Annotated in this window: 21 protein-coding genes and 1 pseudogene; 5 read left to right on the plus strand and 17 right to left on the minus strand. The window is 69.4% G+C overall.

Going from position 1 to position 25,794, the window contains the following annotated elements:
- Positions 1 to 34: 34 nt before the first annotated feature.
- The 10 genes and pseudogenes from A5688_RS09595 to A5688_RS09640 form a co-directional block, all read right to left on the minus strand.
- Complete coding sequence (locus tag A5688_RS09595; protein ID WP_067828536.1) at positions 35 to 529, minus strand: arginine repressor; 495 nt, start codon at positions 527 to 529, stop codon at positions 35 to 37.
- Positions 526 to 1,452 (minus strand): ornithine carbamoyltransferase, encoded by a 927-nt coding sequence (gene argF, locus A5688_RS09600; RefSeq protein ID WP_067908218.1) that lies wholly within the window; start codon positions 1,450 to 1,452, stop codon positions 526 to 528. Before argF ends, A5688_RS09595 begins: the two co-directional genes overlap by 4 nt.
- Positions 1,449 to 2,639, minus strand: a complete 1,191-nt coding sequence (locus A5688_RS09605) for an acetylornithine transaminase (RefSeq protein WP_067908221.1) — start codon at positions 2,637 to 2,639, stop codon at positions 1,449 to 1,451. Before A5688_RS09605 ends, argF begins: the two co-directional genes overlap by 4 nt.
- Entirely contained in the window at positions 2,636 to 3,523 is an 888-nt protein-coding gene (gene argB / locus A5688_RS09610) for an acetylglutamate kinase (RefSeq protein ID WP_067828542.1), read from the minus strand. Before argB ends, A5688_RS09605 begins: the two co-directional genes overlap by 4 nt.
- Positions 3,520 to 4,731 (minus strand): bifunctional glutamate N-acetyltransferase/amino-acid acetyltransferase ArgJ, encoded by a 1,212-nt coding sequence (gene argJ / locus A5688_RS09615; RefSeq protein WP_067828545.1) that lies wholly within the window; start codon positions 4,729 to 4,731, stop codon positions 3,520 to 3,522. Before argJ ends, argB begins: the two co-directional genes overlap by 4 nt.
- A pseudogene (gene argC, locus A5688_RS09620) lies at positions 4,728 to 5,787 on the minus strand (N-acetyl-gamma-glutamyl-phosphate reductase). The gene argJ and the pseudogene argC overlap by 4 nt, the downstream one beginning before the upstream one ends.
- Positions 5,788 to 5,817: 30 nt before the next feature.
- Positions 5,818 to 8,304 carry a phenylalanine--tRNA ligase subunit beta gene (gene pheT / locus A5688_RS09625; RefSeq protein ID WP_067908227.1) on the minus strand — a complete coding sequence of 829 codons (2,487 nt, stop codon included), beginning with the start codon at positions 8,302 to 8,304 and terminating at the stop codon, positions 5,818 to 5,820.
- A complete protein-coding gene (pheS, locus tag A5688_RS09630) occupies positions 8,304 to 9,347 on the minus strand; it encodes a phenylalanine--tRNA ligase subunit alpha (RefSeq protein WP_067908230.1) in 1,044 nt (347 codons plus the stop codon). Before pheS ends, pheT begins: the two co-directional genes overlap by 1 nt.
- A gap of 149 nt (positions 9,348 to 9,496) precedes the next feature.
- Entirely contained in the window at positions 9,497 to 10,315 is an 819-nt protein-coding gene (locus tag A5688_RS09635) for a rhomboid-like protein (RefSeq protein WP_067828557.1), read from the minus strand.
- Positions 10,316 to 10,324: 9 nt separating this feature from the next.
- Entirely contained in the window at positions 10,325 to 11,242 is a 918-nt protein-coding gene (locus tag A5688_RS09640) for an adenylate/guanylate cyclase domain-containing protein (RefSeq protein ID WP_067908233.1), read from the minus strand.
- A gap of 222 nt (positions 11,243 to 11,464) precedes the next feature.
- On the opposite strand from A5688_RS09640, the gene A5688_RS09645 reads away from it, so the two are divergent.
- Entirely contained in the window at positions 11,465 to 12,532 is a 1,068-nt protein-coding gene (locus A5688_RS09645) for an oxygenase MpaB family protein (protein WP_431602642.1), read from the plus strand.
- Here A5688_RS09645 and A5688_RS09650 read toward each other — a convergent pair.
- From A5688_RS09650 to infC, 4 genes are all read right to left on the minus strand, one after another.
- Complete coding sequence (locus A5688_RS09650) at positions 12,519 to 13,319, minus strand: TrmH family RNA methyltransferase (RefSeq protein WP_067828566.1); 801 nt, start codon at positions 13,317 to 13,319, stop codon at positions 12,519 to 12,521. The genes A5688_RS09645 and A5688_RS09650 overlap by 14 nt on opposite strands.
- 24 nt (positions 13,320 to 13,343) lie before the next feature.
- Entirely contained in the window at positions 13,344 to 13,739 is a 396-nt protein-coding gene (rplT, locus tag A5688_RS09655) for a 50S ribosomal protein L20 (protein ID WP_007776071.1), read from the minus strand.
- Positions 13,740 to 13,819: 80 nt separating this feature from the next.
- Entirely contained in the window at positions 13,820 to 14,014 is a 195-nt protein-coding gene (gene rpmI / locus A5688_RS09660) for a 50S ribosomal protein L35 (RefSeq protein WP_064883419.1), read from the minus strand.
- Between the two features lie 67 nt (positions 14,015 to 14,081).
- Positions 14,082 to 14,687 (minus strand): translation initiation factor IF-3, encoded by a 606-nt coding sequence (infC, locus tag A5688_RS09665; RefSeq protein WP_082951060.1) that lies wholly within the window; start codon positions 14,685 to 14,687, stop codon positions 14,082 to 14,084.
- A gap of 547 nt (positions 14,688 to 15,234) precedes the next feature.
- On the opposite strand from infC, the gene lysX reads away from it, so the two are divergent.
- From lysX to A5688_RS09680, 3 genes are all read left to right on the plus strand, one after another.
- The gene (gene lysX / locus A5688_RS09670) at positions 15,235 to 18,504 is read left to right on the plus strand and encodes a bifunctional lysylphosphatidylglycerol synthetase/lysine--tRNA ligase LysX (protein ID WP_067908240.1); all 3,270 of its coding nucleotides are present in this window, start codon (positions 15,235 to 15,237) and stop codon (positions 18,502 to 18,504) included.
- A 77-nt stretch (positions 18,505 to 18,581) separates the two neighbouring features.
- Positions 18,582 to 20,066 (plus strand): alpha/beta hydrolase, encoded by a 1,485-nt coding sequence (locus tag A5688_RS09675; RefSeq protein ID WP_120312514.1) that lies wholly within the window; start codon positions 18,582 to 18,584, stop codon positions 20,064 to 20,066.
- A 5-nt stretch (positions 20,067 to 20,071) separates the two neighbouring features.
- Positions 20,072 to 20,491, plus strand: coding sequence for a DUF6653 family protein (locus A5688_RS09680; RefSeq protein WP_207546634.1), 420 nt, complete (start codon positions 20,072 to 20,074; stop codon positions 20,489 to 20,491).
- A gap of 51 nt (positions 20,492 to 20,542) precedes the next feature.
- Here A5688_RS09680 and A5688_RS09685 read toward each other — a convergent pair whose 3' ends face one another.
- Genes A5688_RS09685 through A5688_RS09695 form a run of 3 tightly spaced genes read right to left on the minus strand, consistent with a single transcriptional unit; the run spans position 20,543 to position 25,273 of the window.
- Positions 20,543 to 22,402 (minus strand): putative bifunctional diguanylate cyclase/phosphodiesterase, encoded by a 1,860-nt coding sequence (locus A5688_RS09685; RefSeq protein ID WP_067908245.1) that lies wholly within the window; start codon positions 22,400 to 22,402, stop codon positions 20,543 to 20,545.
- Positions 22,403 to 22,407: 5 nt separating this feature from the next.
- Entirely contained in the window at positions 22,408 to 24,525 is a 2,118-nt protein-coding gene (locus A5688_RS09690) for an Rv1355c family protein (protein ID WP_067908249.1), read from the minus strand.
- Positions 24,526 to 24,556: 31 nt separating this feature from the next.
- Entirely contained in the window at positions 24,557 to 25,273 is a 717-nt protein-coding gene (locus A5688_RS09695) for a hypothetical protein (protein WP_067828583.1), read from the minus strand.
- Positions 25,274 to 25,540: 267 nt separating this feature from the next.
- On the opposite strand from A5688_RS09695, the gene A5688_RS09700 reads away from it, so the two are divergent.
- Positions 25,541 to 25,789 (plus strand): hypothetical protein, encoded by a 249-nt coding sequence (locus tag A5688_RS09700; RefSeq protein WP_067908340.1) that lies wholly within the window; start codon positions 25,541 to 25,543, stop codon positions 25,787 to 25,789.
- The last annotated feature ends 5 nt before the right edge of the window (positions 25,790 to 25,794 follow it).

The following is a 25,794-nucleotide window of genomic DNA, read 5'->3' on the forward strand; positions in this document are numbered from 1 at the left end:
CCAATCTCCTTTAGTTGAAACGCTTATGTGAGTTCTACGTGAGTTTTTCCAGGGTGGTGGCCAGCTCGGCGCCGGTCATCGGCTCTCGAGCGGCCACGAAGACGGTGTCATCGCCGGCGATGGTGCCGACGACGTACGGTAGCGCCGCGCGGTCGATCGCGCTGGCCAGATAGTTGGCGCCGCCGGGCGGGGTGCGCAGCACCGCGAGGTTGGCGCTGGCGTCGGCGGACACCAGCAGTTCGCCCAGCAGCCGGGACAGCCGGGCCGTCCCGCCCGACACCCCACGCACCGGGCTGCCGTCCTCGGGAACGATGTAGACCCCGACGCCGCCGTCGGCGCCGCGCAGCTTCACCGCACCCAGTTCCTCCAGGTCGCGCGAGAGCGTGGCCTGGGTGACGTCGATGCCCTCATCGGCCAGCCGCGCCGCCAGCTCGCTCTGGCTGCTGATCGACGCCGACGACAGGATCGCCACGATGCGGTCCTGGCGCCCGGCCCGGGTGGTTTCGGGCGTGGCCTTCGAGCGCGTCATCGCGACCGCTCCAGTAACCACACCAGCAGCGCTTTTTGGGCGTGCAACCGGTTTTCGGCCTCGTCGAAGACCACGCTGGCCGGCCCGTCCATCACCTCGTCGGTGATCTCGTCGCCGCGGTGAGCCGGAAGGCAGTGCAGCACAATGGCTTCCGGGTCGGCCAGGGCCAGCAGCGGGGCGTTGATCTGGTAGGGCTTGAACGGGGTGAGGCGGTCCAGCCCGTCGCCCTCCTGCCCCATCGACGTCCAGGTGTCGGTGACCAGGACGTCGGCGCCGCGGGCGGCGGCGTCGGCGTCGGCGGTGACGGCGACCGAGGCGCCGGTGTCCTCGGCGCGCCGCCGGGCCGCGGCCACGAACGCCTCGTCGGGCGCGAAGCCTTCCGGGGCGGCGATGGTGACGTGGATCCCGGCGGTGACCCCACCGAGCATCAGCGAGTGGGCCATGTTGTTGGCGCCGTCGCCGAAATAGGCCATCCGCAAACCGGTCAGCGCCCCCTTGCGCTCGGCGATGGTCTGCAGGTCGGCGAGCACCTGGCAGGGATGGAATTCGTCGGACAGCGCGTTGACCACCGGCACCGTCGCCGTCGCGGCCATCGCCTCGAGGCGTTCCTGCCCGAACGTCCGCCAGACGATGGCCTCGACGTAGCGCGACAGCACCCGCGCGGTGTCCTCCAGCGTTTCGTCGCGCCCGAGCTGGGTGCTGCGGGCGTCGACGACGACGGCGTGCCCGCCGAGCTGGGCGATGCCCACCTCGAACGAGAACCGGGTGCGGGTGGAGTTCTTGTCGAAGAGGACCGCGACCCCGCGCGGGCCGTCCAGCGGGCGGGCGCGCAGCGGGTCCTTCTTCAGCTCGGCGGCCAGCTGCAGCACCTCGGCCTGCTCGGCAGGCGACAGGTCGTCGTCGCGCAGGAAGTGGCGCGTCATTCCGCGGCTCCCGCCGTGTCGAGGATGCCCGGCAGCGCGGCGACGAAGCCGTCGATCTGGGCCTCGGTGATGATCAGCGGCGGCGCCAACCGGATGACGTCGGGGGCCGCCGCGTTGACCAGGAACCCGGCGTCCCGCGCGGCCGCCTCGGCGTCCTTGGCCACCGGCGCCGAAAGCACGATGCCGCAGAGCAACCCGCGGCCGCGCACATGGTCGATCAGCGGGTGGCCGAGCGCCTCGATGCCGTGCCGCAGCGACTTGCCCAGCACCTCGGCGTGACGAACCAGGCCCTCGGCCGCGATCACCCGCAGCACCGCGAGCGCCGCCGCGGCGCAGACCGGGTTGCCGCCGAAGGTGCTGCCGTGCAGGCCGGGTGTCATCAGGTCGGCGGCCGGGCCGATGGCCAGGCAGGCGCCGATCGGCAGGCCGCCGCCCAGCCCCTTGGCCATGGTCACCACGTCCGGGGTGATGCCGTCGTGCTGGTGAGCGAAAAACGTTCCGGTGCGGCCCATTCCGGTCTGCACCTCGTCGAGCACCAGCAGCGCGCCGTGCCGCGCGGTGATGTCGCGCGCGGCGGCCAGGTATCCCTCGGGCGGGACGACGACGCCGCTCTCCCCCATGATCGGTTCCAGAAACACGGCGGCGGTGGCGTCGTCGACCGCGGCGGCCAGGGCGCCGGTGTCGCCGTAGGGCACGTGCGTGACGTCGCCGGGCAGCGGCGCGAACGGCGCCTGCTTGCTCGGCTGACCGGTCAGCGCCAGCGAGCCCATGGTCCGCCCATGGAAGGCCTCTTGTGCGGCAACGAGTTTGGTGCGCCCGGTGAGCCGCGACAGCTTGAAGGCCACCTCGTTGGCCTCGGTCCCGGAGTTGCAGAAGAACACCCGCACCGGGGAATCGGTGCCCAGCAGGTTCACCAGTTCCTCGGCCAGCGCGAGGCCCGGTTCGGTCGCATACAGGTTGGAGGTGTGGCCCAGCGTCGACATCTGGTGGGTGACGGCCTCGATGATCGCGGGGTGACGGTGGCCCAGGACGTTGACCGCGATGCCGCCGAGCAGGTCGAGGTAGGCCTTCCCGTCCACGTCGGTGACCACGGCGCCCTCGCCGCCGGCCAGGGCCATTGCGGGGGTGCCGTAGTTGTTCATCATCACGGCTTCCCAGCGCTGCTTCATGGCGTCTCCTCGGGTCATGCGCGCACCACCTTGGTGCCGGTGCCCTCGTCGGTGAAAAGCTCGACCAGGACACAGTGTTCGACCCGCCCGTCGATGACGTGCGCGCTGGGCACGCCCGCGGTCACCGCCCGCAGGCAGGCTTCGACTTTGGGAATCATGCCCGCCTCCAGCGTGGGTAGCAGTTGCGACAAGGTGGCCGTGTCGATTTCGCTGACCAGCGAACCGGGGTCCGGCCAGCTGGTGTACAGGCCTTCGACATCGGTGAGCATCAACAGCTTCTCGGCGCGCAGCGCCTCGGCCAGCGCCGCGGCGGCGGTGTCGGCGTTGATGTTGTGCACCACGCCTTCGGCGTCCGGCGCCAACGTCGACACCACCGGAATGCGCCGCGCGGCAATCAGATCCAGCACCGCGGCGGTGTTCACCCGTTCGACGTCTCCCACCAGGCCGATGTCGGTGGCCACGCCGTCCACGGTGACGCTGCGCCGCACGGCGGTGAACAGCTGGGCGTCCTCGCCGGTGATGCCGACGGCGTAGGGTCCGTGCGCGTTGATCAGGTTGACCAGCTCGCGGCCGACCTGACCGAACAGCACCATCCGCGCCACGTCGAGCACTTCCGGTGTGGTGACCCGGAATCCGCCCTTGAAGTCGCCCGGGATGCCGAGCCGGCGCAGCATCGCGGTGATCTGCGGGCCGCCGCCGTGCACGACGACGGGATGGACGCCGCAGTTACGCAGAAACGCCATGTCGGCGGCGAAGGCGTGCCGCAGCGTGTCGTCGGTCATGGCGTTGCCGCCGTACTTGATCACGACGATCTTGCCGTGCAGCTGCTTGAGCCAGGGCAGGGCTTCGGCGAGCACCTGCGCCTTGACCGGGGTGGACAACCCCTCGGTGGCCGGCCTCATGAGCTGTAGGCCGAATTCTCTTCGACGTAGCCGTGCGACAGGTCGGTGGTCCGGACGGTGGCCCGGCCGTCGCCGACCCGCAGGTCGACCGCGATGTCGATGTCGGCCCCCGAGAGGTCCACCTCGCGCGCACCCGGGGCTCCGGCACCGTCGGCGAAGACCGCAAAACCGTTGAACGACACCGTGATCCGGTCGGGATCCAGCGCGATGGGCGCCATGCCGACGGCGGCGAGCACCCGGCCCCAATTCGGGTCGGAGCCGAACACCGCCGTCTTGACCAGGGAGTCACGGGCGATCGTGCGCGCGGCAACCAGCGCGTCGTCCTCGGACGCCGCCCCAAGCACGGTGACGTTGACGCGCTTGGTGACGCCCTCGGCGTCGGCTTGCAGTTGGGCGCACAGGTCGTCGCACACCCGCAGCACCGCCTCGTCGAGGTCATCCTGGCTGGGCGCGATCCCGCTGGCCCCCGAACCCAGCAGCAGCACCGTGTCGTTGGTCGAGCAGGCGCCGTCGATGTCGAGCCGGTCGAAGGTGCGGGCGGTGGCGCGGCGCAGCGCCGAGTCCAGGGCCGCCGCGTCGACGGCCGCGTCGGTGGTGAGCACGCAGAGCATCGTCGCCAGCGATGGCGCGAGCATGCCCGCGCCCTTGGCCATCCCGCCGACCGTCCAATTGCCCGGATGGTGCAGCGCAACCTGTTTGGGCACGGTGTCGGTGGTCATGATCGCCTGGGCCGCCTCGTCGCCGCCGGACAGGCCGCCGGCCATGTCCTGCACGATCGCGCGCACCCCGGCGAGCACCCTGTCCATCGGCAGCCGGTCACCGATCAACCCGGTGGAACACACCGCGACCTCGATGGCGCCGGTCTCGGTGCCCCAGTCCGACAGCGCGGCCGCCACGGCCTCGGCGGTGGCGTGGGTGTCCTGGAACCCGCCCGGTCCGGTGCAGGCGTTGGCGCCGCCTGAGTTGAGGATCACCGCGCGCAGCGCGCCGGTGGTCAGCACCTGCTGGCTCCACAGCACCGGTGCGGCTTTGACCTTGTTGCGGGTGAACACCCCGGCCGCCGCGTAGTCGGGTCCCTCGTTGAAGACCAGCGCCAGGTCGCGATTGCCCGAGGCCTTGATGCCGGCGGCGATACCGGCGGCCCGGAATCCGGCCGGCGCGGTGACGCCCTGTTCGCGCACCAGGCGCGCCTCGGTCGTGGAAGTCATGGCGCCACCCCGATCACCGAAAGGCCTTCTGTCTCCGGCCAGCCCAGCGCCAGGTTCATCGACTGAACGGCGGCGCCGGCGGTTCCCTTGACCAGGTTGTCGATCGCGGCGATCGCGACGAACGTGCTCGCCGCCTCGTCTACCGCGACGGCGATGTGCGCCGCGTTGCTGCCGATCACCGCCCCGGTGCGGGGCAGCTGACCCCCGGGCAGCAGATAGATGAAAGGCTCTGCATGGTAAGCCTTTTCGTAGGCTTCCCGCAGCTGCGACAGCGGCGCCCGGGTGCGCGCGGTGCAGGTGGCCAGGATGCCGCGGGACGTCGGGATGAGCACCGGGGTGAACGACACGGTGACGTCGCGGCCGGTGACGGCGCCCAGGCCCTGGGCGATCTCGGGGGTGTGCCGGTGCGCCCCGGCGATGTTGTAGGCCCGCGCCGAGCCGATGACCTCCGAGCCCAGCAGGTCGGTCTTGGCGGCGCGGCCGGCCCCGGAGGTGCCGCTGACGGCGACGACGGTGACGGCGGGCTCGATGAGGTCCTCGGCCACCGCCGGCAGCAACCCCAGTAGCGCCGCGGTCGGGTAGCAGCCCGGCACCGCGATCCGGCGGGCGCCGCGCAGCCGCTCGCGTGCGCCGGGCAGCTCGGGCAGCCCATAGGGCCAACTGCCGGCGTGCGGGGATCCGTAGAACCGCTCCCACGCGGCGGCGTCGGTGAGCCGGAAGTCGGCGCCGCAGTCGATGATCAGGGTGTCGGGGCCGAGCTGTTCGGCCAGCGCGGCCGAATGACCGTGCGGCAAGGCCAGGAACACCACGTCGTGGCCGGCTAGCACGTCGAGTTCGGTCGGCTCGACCACGCGCTGGGCCAGTGGTGTCAGGTGCGGGTGGTGCTCGCCGAGCGTGCTGCCGGCGCTGGCGGCGGCGGTCACCGCGCCGATCGTGAGGCGCCCGTGCGCGCAGGCCGGGTGCCCGAGCAGCAGCCGCAGGATTTCACCGCCGGCGTAGCCGCTGGCACCGGCAACCGCCACCTTCATTCCGTCGGCCATTCCGCCGATTCTGCATGGTTATGCAGTGCTTTGCAAATCCATTCCGCTAGGCGCGCAGCTCCGCGCCCACCGCCTCGGCGGCACGGCGGACCGCGGCGTCGCGGGCCGCAGTGGCGTCGTCCTCGGTCAGCGTTCGGTCCGGCGCCCGGAACCGCAGCGCGAAGGTCAGCGATTTGCGGTCCTCGCCGATCTGCGGGCCGGTGAACACGTCGAACAGTTGCAGGTCTTCGAGCAGCTCCCCCGCGCCGTCGCAGATGGCGTCGGCCACCGCTTGAGCCGGGATGTCGGCCGCTACCACCAGGCTGACGTCCTGGAAGACGGCCGGGAACGGCGATACCCGCGGCGCGGGCAGCGTCGCGGTGATGGGCAGCGCGTCGAGGTTGAGCTCGAGGGCGCAGGTGCCCTTGGGCAGCCCGGAGCGCTCGATCACCGCGGGATGCAGCTGGCCGGCGTAGCCCACCGGGGTGTCGCCGACGAGGACTTCGGCGCACCGCCCCGGATGCCACGGCAGGTATTGCGCCGCCCGCAACCGCACGTCGATTCCGCTGGCGCGGGCGATCACGCGCACCGCCTCGAACGCGTCGGCGGCTTCGGCCCGGCGGCCGGGGCCCCAGGGTCCGCGGCGTTCGCGCATGCCGCTCAGCACCGCCGCAACGTGCTGCGGTTGCCGTGGCAGTGACGCGTCGAGCACGGCGATCTCGTCGTCGGTGGGCCGGCGGTGCACGGGAATGAGCTCCACCGCGCGGGTGTGCTCCGTCGGCTGGACCACCTGCGCCAGGGCATACAGCGAGACGTCGACCAGACCGCGAGAAACGTTGCGCACCAACGCTTCCAGCAACGCGGGCAGCAGCGTGGTGGCCAGCTGCGGGCGGTCGGCCTCCAGGGGGTTGAGCACGTTGGTGGTCGCGCGCCGTGGGTCGTCGGCCGGCAGGCCCCACAGGTCGAACACGCCCGCGGGCAGAAACGGGGTCGGCAGGATCTCGACGTAGCCGGACTGGGCCAGCGACCTGCCGATGGCGCGGCGGCGCTTCTGCACGGCGGACAGACCCCGGCCGGCCGGCGCCGCCGGCAACACCGACGGGATGGCCTGAAGGCCCTCGAGCCGCAGCACCTCTTCGACGAGATCGGCGGGCTGCACCAGGTCGGGCCGCCAGCTGGGCGGGGTCACCGTCAGCGTGTCGCCGCGCTCCGCCACGTCGGCGCCGATCTGGGCGAGCCGCTTGGCGGTGGTGCCCGGGGCGTAGCCCACCCCGGCGAGGCGATCCGGCAGGTCGACGGCGATGTCGATCGGCGGGAGTGACCAGTCATCGCGCGGCGGGTCGCCGCGCCAGTCGGTCAGACCGTCGGAGACCACCCCGCCGGCGATGTCGGCGAGCAGGGCGGCGCAGCGGTCCAGCGCGGCCACCGAGATGGCCGGATCGACTCCCCGCTCGTAGCGCCGGGCGGCCTCGCTGGGCAGGTGCAGTCTGCGCTGGGTGCGCGAGACCGCGGCCGGGTCCCACACGGCGGCCTCGAGCAGCACGTCGGTCGAGTCGGCGCGCACCTCGGTGCTCGCGGCGCCCATCACGCCGCCGATTGCGGCGGTCGCCGCGTCGTCGACGATGAGGACGTCGGCGGGCTCGAGCTTGCGCTCGATGTCGTCGAGGGTGACCACGGTCTCGCCGGGCCGGGCGAATCGCACGCCGAAGCTTCCCCTGATGCGGTTGCGGTCGTGGGCGTGCATGGGGTGACCGAGCTCGAGCATCACGTAGTTGGTCACGTCGACCGCCGGGGAGGTCGCGCGGATGCCGGACAACAGCAGCCGGCGCTGCAGCCACCACGGCGACACCGCCGCGGGGTCGATGCCGGTGACCGGGCGCAGCGCGAATCGGCGCACGCCGGTGTCGGGCTGCACGGTCAGCGGCCAGGCCTCGCCGTCGACCGGCAACGGCTTCACGTCCGCCGGGTCGACGTAGTCCAGGTCGTAGGCGCACGCGATCTCGCGGGCCAGGCCCCGCAGCGACATGCAGTAACCGCGGTCCGGCGTGATCGCCAGATGGAAGACCACGTCGTCGAGTCCGAGCACCGCGGCGCCGTCGGCTCCAGGGGCGGCGGTGCCCGGCGGCAGCACCAGGATCCCGGCGTGGTCGGCGCCCAAGCCCAGTTCGGCCGCCGAGCAGATCATGCCGTCGGAGTTGCGGCCGTACGTCTTGCGGGCGGCGATGGCGAAGTCCCCGGGCAGGGTGGCGCCGGGCAGCGCAGCCACGATGAGGTCTCCGACGGCGAAGTTGGTTGCGCCGCAGACGATCTCGCGGTCTTCTCCTTCGCCGACGTCGACGTGGCAGAACCGGATCGGCTTTTTGAAGCCGCTGAGCTCTTCGATGGCGGTGACCCGGCCCACCTTCAGCGGACCCTCGACCGGGCCCAGGGTGGCGACGTCTTCGACCTCGTGGCCGATGCGCACCAGCGCCTGCTCGAGCTCGTCGGGCCTGACGTCCCAGTCCGGCGCGCCGGCCGCCACGATCTCACGTAGCCAGCTGTACGGAACGCGCATCAGGCACCCACCCCGAACGGCAGCGAGAACCGGATGTCGCCTTCGACCATGTCGCGCATGTCCGGAATCCCGTTGCGGAACTGCAGCGTTCGTTCCAGCCCCATGCCGAATGCGAAGCCGGAGTAGACGTCTGGGTCAATCCCCGCGGCGCGCAACACGTTTGGATGCACCATGCCGCAGCCGCCCCACTCCACCCAGCCGGCACCGCCCTTCTTGCCGACGAACCACACATCGACCTCGGCGGACGGCTCGGTGAACGGGAAGTAATGCGGACGGATCCGGGTGCGCGCCTCGGGGCCGAACTCGGCGCGCGCGAACGCGTCCAGCGTTCCCCGCAGATGCGCCATGGTCAGGCCGCGGTCCACCGCCAGGCCTTCGACCTGGTGGAAGACCGGTGTGTGGGTGGAGTCGAGTTCGTCGGTGCGAAACGTGCGGCCGATCGAGATGACGTAGACGGGCAATTCACGCGCGAGCAGGGTGCGCACCTGCACCGGCGAGGTGTGGGTGCGCAGGAGTTGCCGGGAATCGTCGGGCGCGATGTAGAAGGTGTCCTGTTCGCTGCGCGCCGGGTGATCGGCCGGGAAGTTGAGCGCGTCGAAGTTGAACTGCTCGGTCTCGACCTCGGGCCCCTCCGCCAGTTCCCAGCCCATCGCGATGAAGGTGTCGGCGATGTGTTCGGCCAGGATCGTGATCGGGTGCCGCGCGCCGGTCGGCTGCCGGGTCGACGGCAGCGTGACGTCGATGCCTTCGGCCACCAGCACCGCGGCGTCGCGTTCGGCGCGCAGCACCGCGAGCCGCTCGTCGTAACCCTGCTGGGCTTCGGTTCGCGCCCCGTTGACCCGCTTCCCGGCATCGGCGCGCTCGTCCTTTTGGACGCCGCCCAGCGCCTGGCGCGCCAGCGCCAGCGGCGAGCGATCGCCCAGGTGCTCGGTCTTGACCCGCGCCAGTGCGTCGAGATCGCCGGCCCGCGTGAAAGCCTCCCGGGCGGCGCTGACCGCGTGGGCCAGGGCTTCCGGCGACAGGTCGACGGGTTGATCACCCACGCGGCGACACTCTCCTTGCTTCAGCGTTGGCTGCACTTGCCCAGCGGCAAGTGCTGATCATAGTGATTCCGCGCGTGGGGCCCGGCGGGCGCTTGGCAGTTGGGCGGCGGCTGGGGGCCGCCGAAGCACGGCGGTGGCCGTGGAGTGGCTCAGCCGGCGACGGCCGGCTGCGGACCGGCCAGCGCGTCGTCGCCGCCGACCGGCATGGCCGGAAGGCTCCGACCGCGGGCGAACTTCGCCACCCGGTAGGCAACAAAGGCGCCCACGAGGCCGAATACGGGCGTCGCCGCCATGGTCCCCCAATGGTGGGCCAGCATCAGGAAGCCGAAGCCCGAGGACGCCGCCAGCATCAGGTACCGGGCCGGCGTCCAGTGGATCGGCTGCCGGAACCGGGCCGAGACCAGCACGCCCAGGATCACGGCGACGGTGTGGCCGGCGTCGGTGAAATCGCCGCCGATGATCGCCGAAGCGATGCCCGCCGCCACCCACCAGCCGACCCAGGCCGCCCGCCAGCGCGAGGGGATCACGGCCGTCATCGCGCCGAGCACCGCCAGCGCGCCGTAGCTCATGCCGACGTCGCTGGCCCGGGTGATCGACAGGGGCAGCCAGCCGAACTCGACCGACGCGGCCAGGGCCGCGGCCACCAGCAGCGTGGCGCCGATATGGCCGACGACGAAGGCCACCACCAGCCGGATGGTGCGCAGATGCAGCTCGGCCAGCGCGAGCAGACAGGTCAGGAAGGGCAGCCAGAAGTAGAGCGGACCAGCGTCGACGACCAGCGCGCTGCCCAGCAGCGTGCCCACGTGGCCGTGGGACAGGTTGTGCACGTTGGTGCTGGCACGCTGCACGATGACGTCATGCGCGTGTGGGCCCAGGGCCAGGATGGCGCAGCTGATGGCAAGCAGCAGCACCGCATACCCCACAGTGAATTGGACCCGGGCGAGCCGGGACGCGATGCCCCCTACCATTGGCATCCATTATGGCTGTGGTTTCGCTTCGGCTGTGTCATCAGGGCCTGACAACTCCTTAAGAGTCTTGATGCGATATATCGCCAGATCGTCGGGAATGCCGGCGGGCTTCGGCCCGAAGACCGGCTTCCTCGTACGCTTGGCCTCGACGCCCAACGCGTCCAACTCACTTTGCGGTATGAGATCTAACGTTGAACTCGACACCATAATTCCACCCTTGGTGGCTCTTTCCATAACTCGTGCGGCGATGTTCACATCGACGCCGAGCCAATCCGAGGCCAACCGCTGCGGGCGCCCGGTGTGGATCCCGACCCGCATCCGGGGCGTATAGCCGGCGACCTCGACCGATTTCAGTGCCTCCTTGGCGGCCAGCACGGCCCGCACGGCGACCGTCGGATCGCCGAACACCGCCATGAGGCCGTCGCCCATCCGCTTGACGATGTGTCCGCCGGCGTCGAGCAGGGGCGGCTCGAGGGCCCGGGCCACCTGCCGGAGCAGTGCCAGCGCCGCGTCGTCGCCGGCCTTCAGCGACCACGTCGAGAAGCCGACCAGGTCGGTGAAGACCAGCGTCACCTCCGGATTGGCCGGCCGCCGGGAAACGCCTTCGGTCAGCGCCTGCCACACCTGCAGCACCCCGAGGCCGAACTCGCGCGACACCGCGTCGCGATCCCCCAGCAACCGGTCGGCCGCGCGCGCCGCCGCACGCGGACCGCCGTCGCCCGCGGTGGACAGCGGATCGCCGAACTCTGGGTCGCCGGGCAGCATCCGGCGCGCACGCCGAATGAAGGCAACCGCCCCGGGGCTGCGGTTGCGGCTGTGCAGCCATTCAGTCGCGGTGTGCACCGACAGTGGAGAGCGTTGCGGAGCGGAGTGCGCCTGCGTCTCTTCGGGCTCGCCCGGGGCCAGATCGCGACGCGCGAGTTCCACCTGGCCAGGTTATTTGGTTTCGCCAGAGGCAGGCAACGACTGTTCAAGACAGGTAGGCCAGATGTGTCGCATCTCGCACCAAACCGCCTGATCACGGTGGTGCCACACCGATGTGGAAGCTCGATAACACCCCTGCCGACACATCGCCGAAAACGTAGACAACGTGCGTTGTCAAAGTTATCGTGAGCGCAATTGAAGCAGGAGGCCGCGATGACTGGCACCGTGAGCGTTTGCGGGACTGAATCCGCCGATCCACTCGGACCAGATTCCCTGACCTGGAAGTATTTTGGCGATCTGCGCACCGGAATGATGGGGGTGTGGATCGGGGCGATCCAGAACATGTATCCCGAACTCGGCGCGGCAGTCGAGGAGCACTCGATCCTGCTGCGGGAGCCGCTGCAGCGGGTGGCCCGGTCCGTCTACCCGATCATGGGCGTCGTCTACGACGGCGACCGAGCATCGCAGACCGGCCGGCAGATCACCAGCTACCACCACACCATCAAGGGAACCGACGCCGCCGGGCGGCGCTATCACGCGCTCAACCCCGAGACCTTCTACTGGGCGCACGCCACGTTTTTCATGCTGATCGTCAAGGTGGCCGAGTACTTCTGCGGCGGCCTGACCGAGGCCGAGAAAAGGCAGCTCTTCGCCGAGCACGTGCAGTGGTACCGGATGTACGGGATGAGCATGCGACCGGTGCCCGAATCGTGGGAAGACTTCCAGGAGTACTGGGAGCGCACCGGCCGCGACACCCTGGAAATCAACCGGGCGACGCTGGACATCTTCCAGATGCGAATCCCGAAGCCGAAATTCGTGCTGATGCCGACACCGATCTGGGACCAGATCTTCAAGCCGCTGGTCGCCGGCCAGCGCTGGATCGCCGCGGGACTCTTCGAGCCCGCGGTGCGCGAGAAGGCCGGAATGCACTGGACACCCGGCGACGAGGTGTTGCTGCGCCTGTTCGGCAAGGTCGTCGAACTGGCCTTCCTGGCGGTGCCCGACGAAATCCGGCTGCACCCGCGCGCGCTGGCCGCCTACCGGCGCGCCGAGGGACGGCTGCCCAGCGACGCGCCGCTGGTCGAGGCCCCGCCGTTCATGGCGCCGCCGCGGGACCGCCGCGGGCTGCCGATGCATTACTTCCCCCCGCCCCCCAGGTCGCCGCTGGACCCCGCGCTGCAACCGGCCCGGGCCCTGATGGAACGCGCCGGCTCCCTGGTGCACACGACGCTGTCGCTGGCAGGCCTGCGTGCCGGGCGGGGCCGCCCGAAACGGCCGGCTAGGGCCGCGTAGGCAGGTTCAGCGCCCGCGCGCTCTGATACAGACAGATGGCTGCGGCCGACGCCACATTCAGGCTCTCCGCACCGCCGGCCATAGGGATGCGCAGGCGGTGGTCGGCCGCCGCCGCGATTTCGCTCGGCAGGCCGTGTGATTCGGGTCCGAACAGCCACGCCGTCGGCGCGCCGAGCAGTTCGGTGGCCTCGTCGAGCCGGGTCTCGCCGTCCACGGTGGTGGCGAGCAACTGCAGGCCCGCGACACGCAACGCGTCGACGGCGGCGAGCGTGTCCGGCGCGACGACGACCGGGACCGAAAAGATGCTGCCCGCCGACGCGCGCAGGCACTTGCCGTTGTACGGGTCGACGCTGTGGCCGCCGAGAACGACGCCGGCCGCCCCCATCGCGTCGGCGAGGCGGATCAGGGTGCCCGCGTTGCCCGGTTCGCCGATTTCGACGGCGACCGCGACCAGCCGCGGCGAACCGGCCAGCACGTCTTGAAGCCGGGTCTCCGGCGTCTCGCACACGGCGACCAGCCCCGCGGGGGTGACGGTGTCGGACAACGCCTTCGCGGCGCGCTCGGTGACCGGGTGGACCGGGCAGCGCGCGGCATCCAGAGTCGCCAGCAGCGACGCGTGACGCTGCCGGGCGACCTCGGTGACGAAGACGTCGCGAACCAGGCCGCGGCGGGCGGCGGCCCCGACGAGGTTGGGGCCTTCGGCGAGGAATCGGCCCGCCCGCCGGCGGCCGACGTGGCGATGCAACTTGACCGCCGCGGCGACCCTGGCCGAGCGTTCGGTCAGCACCTGCGCGGTCCGCAGCGTCGTCGGTTAGGCCGCTTCTCCCGAATCGGAGGGGGCGTTGACGTCCTCGGGCAGTGCCGCCCGCGCGATGTCGACCAGCGCCGTGAAGGCGGCCGGGTCGGCGATCGCGATGTCGGACAGGTTCTTCCGGTCCACTTCCACACCGGCGGCCTTCAGGCCCTGGATCAGCCGGTTGTAGGTGATGTCGTTGGCGCGGGCCGCCGCGTTGATCCGGGAGATCCACAGCTTGCGGAACTCGCCCTTGCGCGCACGACGGTCGCGGTAGGCGTAGTTCAGTGAATGAAGTTGCTGCTCTTTGGCCTTGCGGTAGAGCCGGGATCGCTGGCCGCGATAGCCCTTCGAGGCCTTCAGGATGCTGCGCCTCTTCTTGTGGGCGTTGACCGCCCGCTTCACGCGTGCCATCAGATGTTCCTACTCTCGTTCACAATTAGTTGGTCGGGTCGCCGTGCCAGCTCGCGCTGCGGGTCTGGCCGGCGCGGTGGTCAGCCGTTCAGCAGGCTGTTAACTCGTTTGGTGTCGTTGGCCGACACCGTGATTCGGCCGTCGAGGCGCCGGGTCCGCTTGCTCGGCTTGTGCTCGAGCAGATGCCGGCGGTTGGCCTGCTGGCGGACGATCTTGCCGGTTCCGGTGCGCCGGAACCGCTTTGACGCCCCGCTGTGGGTCTTGGCTTTGGGCATGTTTCCTCTGTTCGTTGTGCTCGAGTGCTCGGTGAAGCCCCCGAGCGCTCGGGAGTCTCGCGTTAGGTCAGTTCGACGAAGGTTCGGCTTCGGCGGCCGTATCGGAATCCGGCGCGCCGCCCCCCGGTCCTTCCGGATGCCGCGCCTTGGCGCGAGTCTTCGCGCCGCGATGCGGTGCCAGCACCATCGTCATGTTGCGGCCGTCCTGCTTGGCGGACGTTTCGACGAAGCCGTATTCGGCCACGTCCGCACCCAGGCGCTGGAGCAACCGGTAGCCCAGCTCGGGCCGCGACTGCTCGCGTCCGCGGAACATGATGGTGACCTTTACCTTCGATCCCGCCTCCAGGAAGCGGATGACGTGACCCTTCTTGGTCTCGTAGTCGTGATCGTCGATCTTCGGTCGCAGCTTTTGTTCTTTGACGACGGTCTGCTGCTGGTTCCGGCGGGATTCGCGCGCCTTCTGCGCCGCTTCGTATTTGAACTTGCCGTAGTCCATGATCTTGCAGACCGGTGGTCTGGCGTTCGGGGCAACTTCGACAAGGTCGAGATCGGCGTCCGCAGCGACGCGCAGTGCGTCTTCGATGCGCACTATGCCTACCTGCTCTCCCCCTGGGCCGATCAATCGGACTTCAGGTACGCGAATGCGCTCGTTGACGCGGGTCTCAGTGCTGATGGGGCCTCCCTTGTTGGGCTTCTGGGTCCGGTGCGGCCGATGTCCGGCTCGGTCGGGAACCAGCGGCGGAGACACCACACCACTAGCAAAAAAGCCCTGCACAAGCAGGGCCCAATGCCGACCGATCGCGGCCGGGAATTACCCGAGCCGCCCGCGTCACTCGCGGAACAGGCATCCACGATGCCTGTGACCGGACCGCTGAACCTTGGCGGATCCGCACGGGGATCTCATCGGCTCGCGGTGGGAGTGGGACTCCACTTAACTGTTCCTGGCGTTCGCCGGAATGGTCGCAGGCGCTAGTTTAGCAGCCTTGAGGTGGCTTTTAGCACTTCGCCCGGAGGGCAGCGCCGCGACGAGTCAACCCGGCCCGAAAAACATGTGCAAACTGGTGCCCACCACACCTGGCGCTTCCACAAGCTTTTCACGGACTGAGGGCATATCCTCGCGGTCTGTGACACTCGCTACGCCTAATTCGGGGCCTAATTCGGGCCCTCGTTCGGGGCCGCATCTGGGGCCGCGCGGCCGGTCGAACTCGCGGTATCGCTGGGTGCCGGCGGCGGCCGGCTGGACCGTGGGCGTCATCGCCACCGTGTCACTGCTGGGCAGCGTGTCACCGTTGATCAGGTACCTGATCAAGGTCCCCCGCGAGTTCATCAACGACTATCTGTTCAACTTCCCGGATACCAGCATCGCGTGGTCGTTCATCCTGGCCCTGCTGGCGGCGGCCCTGACCGCGCGTAAGCGCATCGCCTGGCTGCTGTTGCTGGCCAACATGATCCTGGCCGCGGCGCTGAACGCCGCCGACATCGCCGCGGGCGACAACACCCCGGCCGAGATCTTCGGCGAGAACCTCGGCTTCGCCGTGCACATCGTGGCGATCGTCCTGCTGCTCCTGGCCTATCGGGAGTTCTGGGCCAAGGTCCGCAAGGGCGCACTGGTCAAGGCGGCCGCGGTGCTGGTCGCCGGCGACGTGGTGGGGATCGGAGTGTCCTGGGGCCTGGTCGAGTTGTTCCCGGGAACCCTCGCCCGCCAGGACCGCCTGCCGTATGTGGCCAACCGGGTGGTCGGCTTCGCGCTGGCGGATCCGGATCTGTTCACCGGCCGGCCGCACGTGTTCCTCAACGCGATCTTCGGGTTGTTCGGCGCGCTGGCGCTGATCCTGGCGACGATCGTGCTCTTCCAATCCCAGCGCGCGGAGAACGCGCTGACCGGCGAGGACGAGTCGGCCATCCGCGGGCTGCTCGAGCTCTACGGCAAGAACGATTCCCTGGGCTACTTCGCCACCCGACGGGACAAGTCGGTGGTCTTCGCCCAGAGCGGGCGCGCCGCCATCACCTACCGGGTCGAGATCGGCGTCTGCCTGGCCAGCGGCGACCCGATCGGCGATCCCCGGGCCTGGCCGCAGGCCGTCGACGCCTGGCTGGGCCTGTGCCAGGCCTACGGTTGGGCACCCGGCGTGATGGGCGCCAGCACCCAGGGGGCGCGGGCGTACCGCGAAGGCGGTCTGAACGCGCTCGAACTCGGCGACGAAGCCATCCTGCGCACCGCCGATTTCAAGCTGTCCGGCCCCGACATGCGCGGGGTCCGCCAGGCCGTGACCCGGGCCCGCCGGGCGGGACTGACCGTGCGGATCCGGCGCCACCGCGACATCGCCGCCGATGAGATGTCCGACACCATCGCCCGCGCCGACGCCTGGCGGGACACCCAGACCGAGCGCGGTTTTTCCATGGCGCTGGGCCGTCTCGGCGACCCCGCCGACGGGGATTGCCTGCTGGTCGAGGCGCTGGACCGCGACGGCAGCGTCGTGGCCATGCTGTCGCTGGTTCCGTGGGGCACCACCGGCGTTTCCCTGGATTTGATGCGCCGTTCGCCGCAGTCCCCCAACGGAACCATCGAGCTGATGGTCAGCGATTTGGCGCTCAACGCCGAAACCCTTGGCATCACCCGCATTTCGCTGAACTTTGCGATGTTCCGCTCGGCGTTCGAACAGGGCGCCCAGCTAGGCGCCGGTCCCGTCGCCCGGCTGTGGCGGGGGCTGCTGCTGTTCTTCTCACGGTGGTGGCAGCTGGAGACCCTGTACCGCTCCAACATGAAATACCAGCCCGAGTGGGTGCCGCGCTACGCCTGCTACGAGGACGCCCGGCTCATTCCGCGGGTCGGCGTCGCCTCGGCGCTGGCCGAGGGGTTCCTGGTGTTGCCCTTCAGCCGCCGCAAAACGCACACCGGCCACTACCCCGCCGTCCCGGCGCGACTTGCGGAGTCCGGACTCCTGCATCACGACGGCAGCGCCCCGGACGTCAGCGGGCTGCGGGAGCGCCGGGAGTCCGCCGACGAGGAAGAGTCCAGATCTCGCCTGCCCGAACAGGTTCGGGTGCGCCTGGCCAAGCTGAAGATATTGCAGCGCGACGGTGTCGACGCGTATCCGGTGGGGTCTCCGCCCAGCCACAGCGTCGCGACGGCGCTCGACGCGGACGACCGGGACACCATCACCGTCTCGGGACGGATATTGCGGATCCGCGACTACGGCGGGGTGCTGTTCGCCCACCTGCGCGACTGGTCGGGGGAAATGCAAGTGCTGCTGGACAATTCGCAGCTGGAGCGTGGACGAACCGCCGACTTCACCGCGGCCATCGACCTGGGCGACCTGGTCGAGGTGACCGGGCACATGGGCTTTTCCAAGAAGGGAAGCCGCTCGCTGATCGTGGCCGACTGGCGAATGATCGGTAAGTGCCTGCGGCCGTTGCCGAACAAGTGGAAGGGGCTGACCGACCCCGAGGCGCGGGTGCGGACCCGCTACGTCGACCTCGCGGTCAATCCCGAGTCGCGCGAGTTGATCAAGGCGCGCAGCGAGGTGTTGCGTTCGGTGCGGCAGACGCTGTTCGCCAAGGATTTCATCGAAGTCGAGACCCCGATCCTGCAGCAGATCCACGGCGGGGCCACGGCCCGGCCCTTCGTCACGCACATCAACACCTACGACCTGGACCTGTTCCTGCGCATCGCGCCGGAGCTCTACCTGAAGCGGTTGTGCGTCGGCGGCGTGGAGCGGGTCTTCGAACTCGGCCGGGCCTTCCGCAACGAAGGCGTCGACTTCAGCCACAACCCGGAATTCACCCTGCTGGAGGCCTACCAGGCCCACGCCGACTACAAGGTGTGGATCGACGGCTGCCGCGAGCTCATCCAGAACGCCGCCCAGGCCGCACACGGCGAGCAGATCGTGATGCGGCACGGCGCTCACGGGCCCGACGGCCGGCTGGAGCCGGTCGACATCTCCGGGGTCTGGGCCGTCAAGACCGTGCACGACGCCGTGTCCGAAGCGCTCGGCGAGCGCATCGACCCCGCCACGCCGCTGTCGGTCCTGCGCAAGCTGTCCGACGCCGCACACGTCCCCTATCGGGCGCACTGGGATGCCGGCGCGGTGGTGCTGGAGCTCTATGAGCACCTGGTCGAGGACCGGACCGAGGAGCCGACGTTCTACATCGACTTCCCGACATCGGTGTCGCCGCTGACCCGGCCGCACCGCAGCGAGCCCGGCGTCGCCGAGCGGTGGGACCTGGTGGCCTGGGGTGTCGAGCTGGCCACCGCCTACAGCGAGCTCACCGACCCGGTCGAGCAGCGTCGCCGCCTGCAGGAGCAGTCGCTGTTAGCTGCCGGCGGGGATCCCGAGGCGATGGAGCTCGACGAGGATTTCCTGCAGGCGATGGAGTACGCGATGCCGCCGACCGGCGGGCTGGGCATGGGCATCGATCGGCTCGTCATGCTCATAACGGGTCGCAGCATTCGCGAGACACTGCCATTTCCGCTGGCCAAGCCGCATTAGCGGAGGTCCCGAACGTCCAGCGAGCCCAGGGCGAACATTCGGTGAATATGTTCCAGGCCGGTTACCAATAGATCACAATGAGTCACGTGACAGACCCGACGGACGGCGCTCCCGCGCAGTTCCTGGCAAGTAGCCACACCTCGTTGATGCATGGCTGGGTGCCTACGACGATCCAGGTGCTCGCCGCGGTCGTGCTGACGTCGGCAATCGGCTGGCGGTCGCGCCGCTGGCGCACGGTGTGGATGCCGGCGGCCGTGCTGGCCGGCGGGGCCGCGGCCTACCTGACGCACTGGTACGTCGTCGACCACGGGCTCTCCGACGATCCCGCCCCCTCGGCGCTGTGGCTCTGGGTCGCGCTGACGGGTATGGCGGCTGCGGTCCTGGTCCTGGGTTGGCGCACCGCGCACCGCTGGCGCCGGGGCGCCGCGGTGCTGGCCGTACCCCTGTGCCTGCTCAGCGCGGCGCTGGTGCTCAACCTCTGGGTCGGCTACTTCCCCACCGTGCAGTCCGCGTGGAACCAGCTGACGTCGGGCCCGCTGCCCGACCAGACCGACCGGGCCACCGTGACCGCGATGGCCGCCAGCCGAATCCGGCCATCCCACGGCACCGTCGTGCCCGTGGCGATTCCCTCGGACGGATCGCACTTCAAACACCGTGGTGAGCTGGTCTACCTGCCGCCCGAATGGTTCGCCACCACCCCGCCCCCGCCGTTGCCGACCGTGATGATGATCGGTGGGCAGTTCAACACACCCGCGGACTGGACACGTGCGGGCAACGCGGTCAAGACGATCGACGACTTCGCGGCCGCGCACAACGGCAAGGCCCCGGTGCTGGTGTTCGTGGATTCCGGCGGCGCATTCAACAACGACACCGAGTGCGTGAACGGGGTTCGGGGCAACGCCGCCGATCACCTGACCAAAGATGTTGCGCCATTCATGGTTTCGGCCTTCGGGGTCAGCCCGCACCGGGCGAACTGGGGCATCGCCGGCTGGTCCATGGGCGGAACCTGCGCCGTGGATTTGACGGTCATGCACCCCGATCTGTTCAGCGCGTTCGTCGACGTCGCCGGTGATTTCTTCCCGAACGCCGGCAACAAGGCCCAGAGCATCGCCCGGCTGTTCGGTGGAAACGCCGACGCCTGGGCGGCATTCGATCCGACCACGGTGATCAACCGGCACGGGCCATACCGCGACGTGGCCGGCTGGTTCGCGATTTCGTCCGACGCACCGCCGGCGCCGCGCCGTGACATTCAGTTGACCGACAACGGCGCCATCCGCCTCGCCGGACGCGACGCGGCCGCCAATCCCGGCAACCAGACCGCCGCCGCCTATTCGCTGTGTGCGCTCGGCCGCGCCAACGGAATCGACTGCGCGGTGATTCCGCAGCCCGGCAAGCACGACTGGCCATTCGCGGACCGCGTGTTCGCGGCCTCGCTGCCCTGGCTGGCCGGGCAGCTGGGCACGCCGGGAATTCCGCGGACGCCGTTGCCCGCCGCGGCCGCGCCCGCCGCCGGCACCCCGATGGTCGTCCCGGCCGAGCACTCCAACTCCGCCAAGCGATAGCGCCGGTGCTGTCCGTCGCGCGCGTCCGGCGGGCGGTCTTCGCGCGGCACTGCCATCCGTGGAGCGCCTGGACGCGGTGGGCCAGCACGCCGCTGATCCTGGTCCCGGTGTGGACGCGGCGACGGGCCCATGCGGTGTGGATTGCGTTGTGGCTGGCGGTGAATCCCGTGGTTTTCGGCGAGCCGGCGCAACACCGGGCGTGGTCGACGCGGGCGATGCTGGGCGAGGAGCTGTGGATCAGCCGCCGGCCCCGCGATGCGGCGATGCTGGTCAGCGCGATGACGTCGGCGGCCGCGGTGGGGGCGGTTTTCGCCGCCCGACGGCATCGGCTGCGGCCGGCGCTGCTCGCTGTGGCGGTGCAGATGGCGCTGACGCTGGTCTACTGGCAACAGATGGTTCGGTATCTCGAGCGCCAATCGGCATAGCCTGGCTTGCCCTGCGCGGCAACGGCTTTCAGCGTCGTCGCGCTGCGGCGGTCAGGGCTGCGTGGGAGTGATGCGGACCTCAACCGAGCCCTCGGCCAGGAGCCGCCTGGTCTCGTCGGCCGGAATGGGTTGGCAGAACAGGAAACCCTGTGCGCGCGAACACCCCTCGTTGAGGAGCACGCGCGCCGCACTCTCGGATTCGACACCTTCGGCCACGACGTCGAGACCGAGCGCCTGGGCCAGGCCGATGATCGCCCGCACGATCGCGAGGCCGTCAGCGGAGGTGGCGAGATCCGAGACGAACCCGCGGTCGATTTTCAACGTTCCCACCGGCAGCGTCCGCAGCAGACCCATCCCGCTGAACCCGGTGCCGAAATCATCGATGGCGATGTTGATGCCAAGCTCCGTCAGCCCCAACAACGTGGCGCGGGTGTTCACCAGGTCTTGGATGAGCAGGCTTTCGGTGACTTCCAGTCCGATCGACGAGCCGTCGAGCCCGAACCTTTCCAGCGTGCCGGCAACGGTGTTGACCAAGTCGTGCGCGACGAGTTGGGCCGGCGAGACGTTGACGCGCAGCATGATGTCGCGCCCCACGCCCTCTGCCCGCCACTGGGCCAGGTGGGCACATGCCGCGTTGAGCATCCAGTTGCCGAGTTCCGCGGCGAGGTTGATGGATTCGGCCACCGGCACGAATTCGTCCGGATGCAGCAGCCCCCGAGTGGGGTGGTGCCAGCGCACCAGCGCCTCGACCGCCAAGATCTTTCCCGTCGGCATGTCGACCTCGGGCAGGTAGGCGACGGTCAGCGCGTCCGATTCGATACCGGCCTGCAAATGCAGCTCGATGTCGTTGCGCAGCTCGCGCCGGGTGAGCATCTCGGCGGAGAACACTCCGATGCTGTCCCCGCCGCTGCCCTTGGCGGCGATCAGCGCCTCATCGGCGCGCCGCAGCAGGTCCAGGCTCGAGTCCGTCCCGGGGACACCCGTTGCGACGCCGACGCTCACGGTGCGGTTGAGGACCACACCGTCGATGGTCACGTGGTCCTTCACCTGGCTTCTCAGCGTTTCGGCGAGCCGCCGGGCGGCGTCGAGGTCCATCGCCGACGCGGGAACGACCACGAACTTGTCGCCGCCGAGCCGGGCGATCATGCCTTTGCCCTGCATGGCTTCGGTAGTGCGGGTGGCGAAGTCACAGATGAATTGGTCACCGGCGGCGTGGCCGAGGTAATCGTTGATCGCCTTGAGCCGGTCGAGATTGAACACCAGCACCGCGACCGGGCCGGGTTGCCCGTGGATGAAGCGAGAATCCAGATGCGCCAACAGGGTTCGACGGTTGGGCAATGCGGTCAGATCGTCGTGCTCGGCCTGATAGTGCAGCCGGTCCTCGACGATCAGGCGAGCCTGCACCTGGGCGAACATCGTGGCGACCACCGTGAGCGTGTTGAGCTCGTCCTGGGTCCAGGCCCGGTCGCCGTACTTCACGAAACCAAGCGCTCCGGTGGTGACGTCGCCGGATATCAGCGGAACCGATGACATGGAGATCGCCGGGACTCCGCTTGCCTCCGAGATGGTGCGCTGGTAGTCCTCGTTCGCGGATTCGGGACGCAAGACAATCGGTTCTTTGGCATGTTCACACATGGCGAAGATGGGGTCCGCGTCGGCGAAGTAAATCGTATGCAGCGGGTCGGGGTCGGTTATGTCCGGGCGCGGTGGCCATTCGGCCACCAAGACCGTGGCGTGGATGCTGTGATCGTTGTAGCGCAGGAAGCTCACGTCCACGTCGAGGATCGCCACCAGTTCGGCCAGGATCTCCGTGCTGATGTCCGCGGCGGTGGCCGCGGTCGCCCCCATCAGCTTGGTCGCCACCGAGGTGACGATGGTGGCGAGAGTCTTTGGCGCAGCGCCGTTTTCCATGCCCGCTACCTTTCCGCGGCCAGACTGGCGCTCAGCGGACGGCGCCTCGCCGGTACCGACGGCGGCGGGCCGGAAACGAGGCGCAGCACGAGGATCTCGCGTTCGCCATCGCCGAGCCCGGCGCACGCCCGGAAGGCCTTCTGCAGCCCCTTCAGCTCGCCGGCATAAGCGGGTGACAAGGTCTGGAAGTCGTCGTCGTCGTGCGCATAGAGGAACACCGGCGACACCGGATGCACGCCAAAGCCGTTCCGTTCGGCGGCGATCCAGAAGGCCTCCAGCGCCGCGCCCCCGCGGGCGTAGTCGGTGAGCGCGGAGCCCGCCACGACGATGACCGCCAACGCGGCGCTGGCCGTGACCCGTTGGCGGGTGACGTCGCCCAGCACCCCACCGGCATCCCAGCGTGCCAACTCGGCCATCACGTCGGGACGCCGGACCAGCTCCAGGGCCGCAAACTCACCGGCATCAAGTTCCAGGCAACGGACGTCGATTCCCGTCTCCGGTGCGGGGTCGGCCGGGAAACGCAGCTCCGACACCATCTCCGTGTGCAGCGCAGGGGTGAGATAACGGATGCGGTCGGCTTCGGCCAATATGCCTGAGAAGGTGGTGATTTGATCACGATCGGTGATGAGTCTCAGCCGCGCGCCCGCATCGGCGGTGGTGGTCGCCAGGCTGTCGGCGACGGCCGGTGGCACCGCCACGGCGCGGCCCGGGTGACGATTGGTCTGCCGCGCCAGCATCGCCCGATATTGCTGCGCCAGTTCGGGGTCATCGCCGTCGCCCCACACCATCTCACCGTGCAGTGCGGTGTTCGGATGGTCTTCACGGAAGCGGACCGGGCCCAGCGCACCGTGTGCGGCCGCGGCGACGCGCGCGTTGAACATGGCCGCGCCCAGCGCGACCGCGCTGGCCCGAAATTCGACGTCCATGGTGGCCGAATCCTCGGCGGCCAGCAGCAGCTGAATCGAGTTGTCGTCCAGAGCGACCCGCCAGGGCTGGACATTGCCGCCGGACGGTGCGCGAATCGCCGCGCTCGCAACGGCTTCGGCGATCCCGGCCCTCGTCGCGTCCGCGACGGTGGCCCCGGCCGCATCATCAGCCGGGGGCGGCGGGGCATCCCGCGGGGCGGGCGGGACGAGGCCGTCGAGAGCGTCCGCGATGTCGATCTGAACTCGTCCGGACCTCAGCGGCTCGCCCAGTCCGATGCGGCGCACGGCCTCGGCCACGGCCGCCGCACCCACCCAGATGTCGGCGGCGAGCTGGGGCCACCCGCCCAACGTCTGTCCGACCTCGACCAGCGAGGCCGCCCCGCGCGCGGACAAATGCCGAGCGTCCAGGAGACGCAACAGGTATGGCAGCTTGTCCCGGGTCGACAACCCGCCCAGCGCCGTCGTGTCCATGTCCCCGAGCAGCCCGTGCATCACCGACGGTTGCGGCTGCAGGTCGAAGCGCTCGACATCGAGCAGCCCCCGATCGCTGGTGGCCATGAGCACCGGGATGCCACGGTCGCGGGCCGCCTCGCGCAGCAACACCTTGATGTCGAGCGAATCCGCTTGGTCGATCAGCACATCCAGGCCGTCCAGGAACCCGTCGACGAGTTCGGCGGTCACCTCGGAGGTGACGACCTCCAGGCGCAGATACGGATCGAGTTCCGCGATTCGGCGTGCGGCGACGGTGGCTTTGTTGAGGCCGAGATCGAGCACCGCGGCCGGGACGCGATTCAGATTGGACAGCTCGAGCGTGTCACCGTCGGCCAGCCGCAACGCGCCGCAAAGACCTTGCGCGGCCAGGCAGTATGCGATCGCGTGACCCGAACTCAGGCCGACGATGCCGATGCGCAGACGTTGCAGCCGTTCCTGCTCGGCGGAGGTGATGAGGTGCCGGTTGCGGTCGAGCCGGGCAGCGCTGAACGCGCGCGGGCCGACGATCCGCACGACGGCGTTGCGCCACGGGTAGTACACCCACCGCAAGCCTTCATCGGCGCCCGCGGCATCAGGGCCCAACCGGTCGATGAAGTCGATACCCGGGGTCGCTCTGAGCCGTTCCAGTACATCGCGGTCCGCGGCGATGTGGTCAGCGAGAATCACTGCACCGCTGGCCTCGTGGCGCTCATAGCTGTAACCCATCCAACTCCCAACGGCGTAGACCCGCGTTCACCTAAGCCGAGATGCGGCTGAGGATTTCGGTGTTTTCGGCGCACATCAGCTTAAATTGTCCCGGATCGGCATGTGTGGCAAGGGTGCGACGATCCCACCACATCACCTTGGTCCGATAGTCCTCGTTGGGATAGGCCGCCGCCGGCACCCGGTTGGCGACGACGCCTCCGGAGGACTGCCACTGCTCCAACACGTGCGCCGCGGCGGTGGCCATCACGAACTGGACTCCCAGCAACGTCATCATCGGCAGCGCGGTGCGGGCCAGCACCGTGGAGAGGGCGCGATTGCCATATTCACGGGAATTGGTCCACGCGCTTTTCACCTCCACCACGCCAAACGGCAGCCGGTTGGAAATCATATGGCGCAGCAACGGAAGACCGGGGTTGCCTTTCCATTCCTCGAGGGCGTGGGAGTCCTCCGGCGAGCGCAACGGCCCCACAACACGCGTACCTCCGACGACCCGCCCGCGCGGGTCGAGCGTGGCGAAAAACAGGGACGTGTCGGTGCCATCCCGAATCTGGTCGAGGTCGAGCACCCAATCCAGGCCATGCCGCCGATAGCTGTTCAGCGCGCCGTCCAGGTACTGATTCCACAGATCGGGCTCCGCGGCCGGCGTGGACGCGGTGACCCAACACCCCGTCGCATGATCGCGCCAACCGAACCCGCTGTCCGACCACAAACCGTCAATCCCGGTCTCCGTGAGTTGCGCGGCTTCCATATGTGACCTCCACTTATTCGCCGTTACTAACGAGTAATTTCGTGAAACGCGTCGTAAACCGTTTGCCAATTTGACTCGCGACAAATTAGCCAAAGGGATTGTGACATATAAGGACAATTTCGACCGCCGCGTGAGGGGAATGGCTCACAAAAGCACTGTGTGCCGCATTTGATTTGGCGGGCGGGGACCGCCGGAGTGCCGCGACGCGGATATCGACGGCGCGGCAACGGCGCGAATTTCGATCAGCCGCCGCAGTACCGTGACTGCATGCCCGACGAACCAGCCAGTCCCATCCCTACGGGGGCGGGCCCGGAATACGACGACGACGGTGTGCCGACGTTTGAGTCGGTGCGCGACCGGATCGAGGCCCGGTACGCGGCGGCGCAGGGCGCCGCCGAACTCGACGCGGAATCAGCCGAGGGCCGGTCGGTCGAGGAACACTACGACGAACGCCAGCGGGCCGCGGCCGAGCGACTGGCCCAGATCCGCGAGTCGATGCGGCCCGAGCAGGGTTGAACCGA

This window comes from Mycobacterium mantenii (genome assembly GCF_001667865.1).
Classification (GTDB): Bacteria; Actinomycetota; Actinomycetes; order Mycobacteriales; family Mycobacteriaceae; genus Mycobacterium; species Mycobacterium mantenii_A.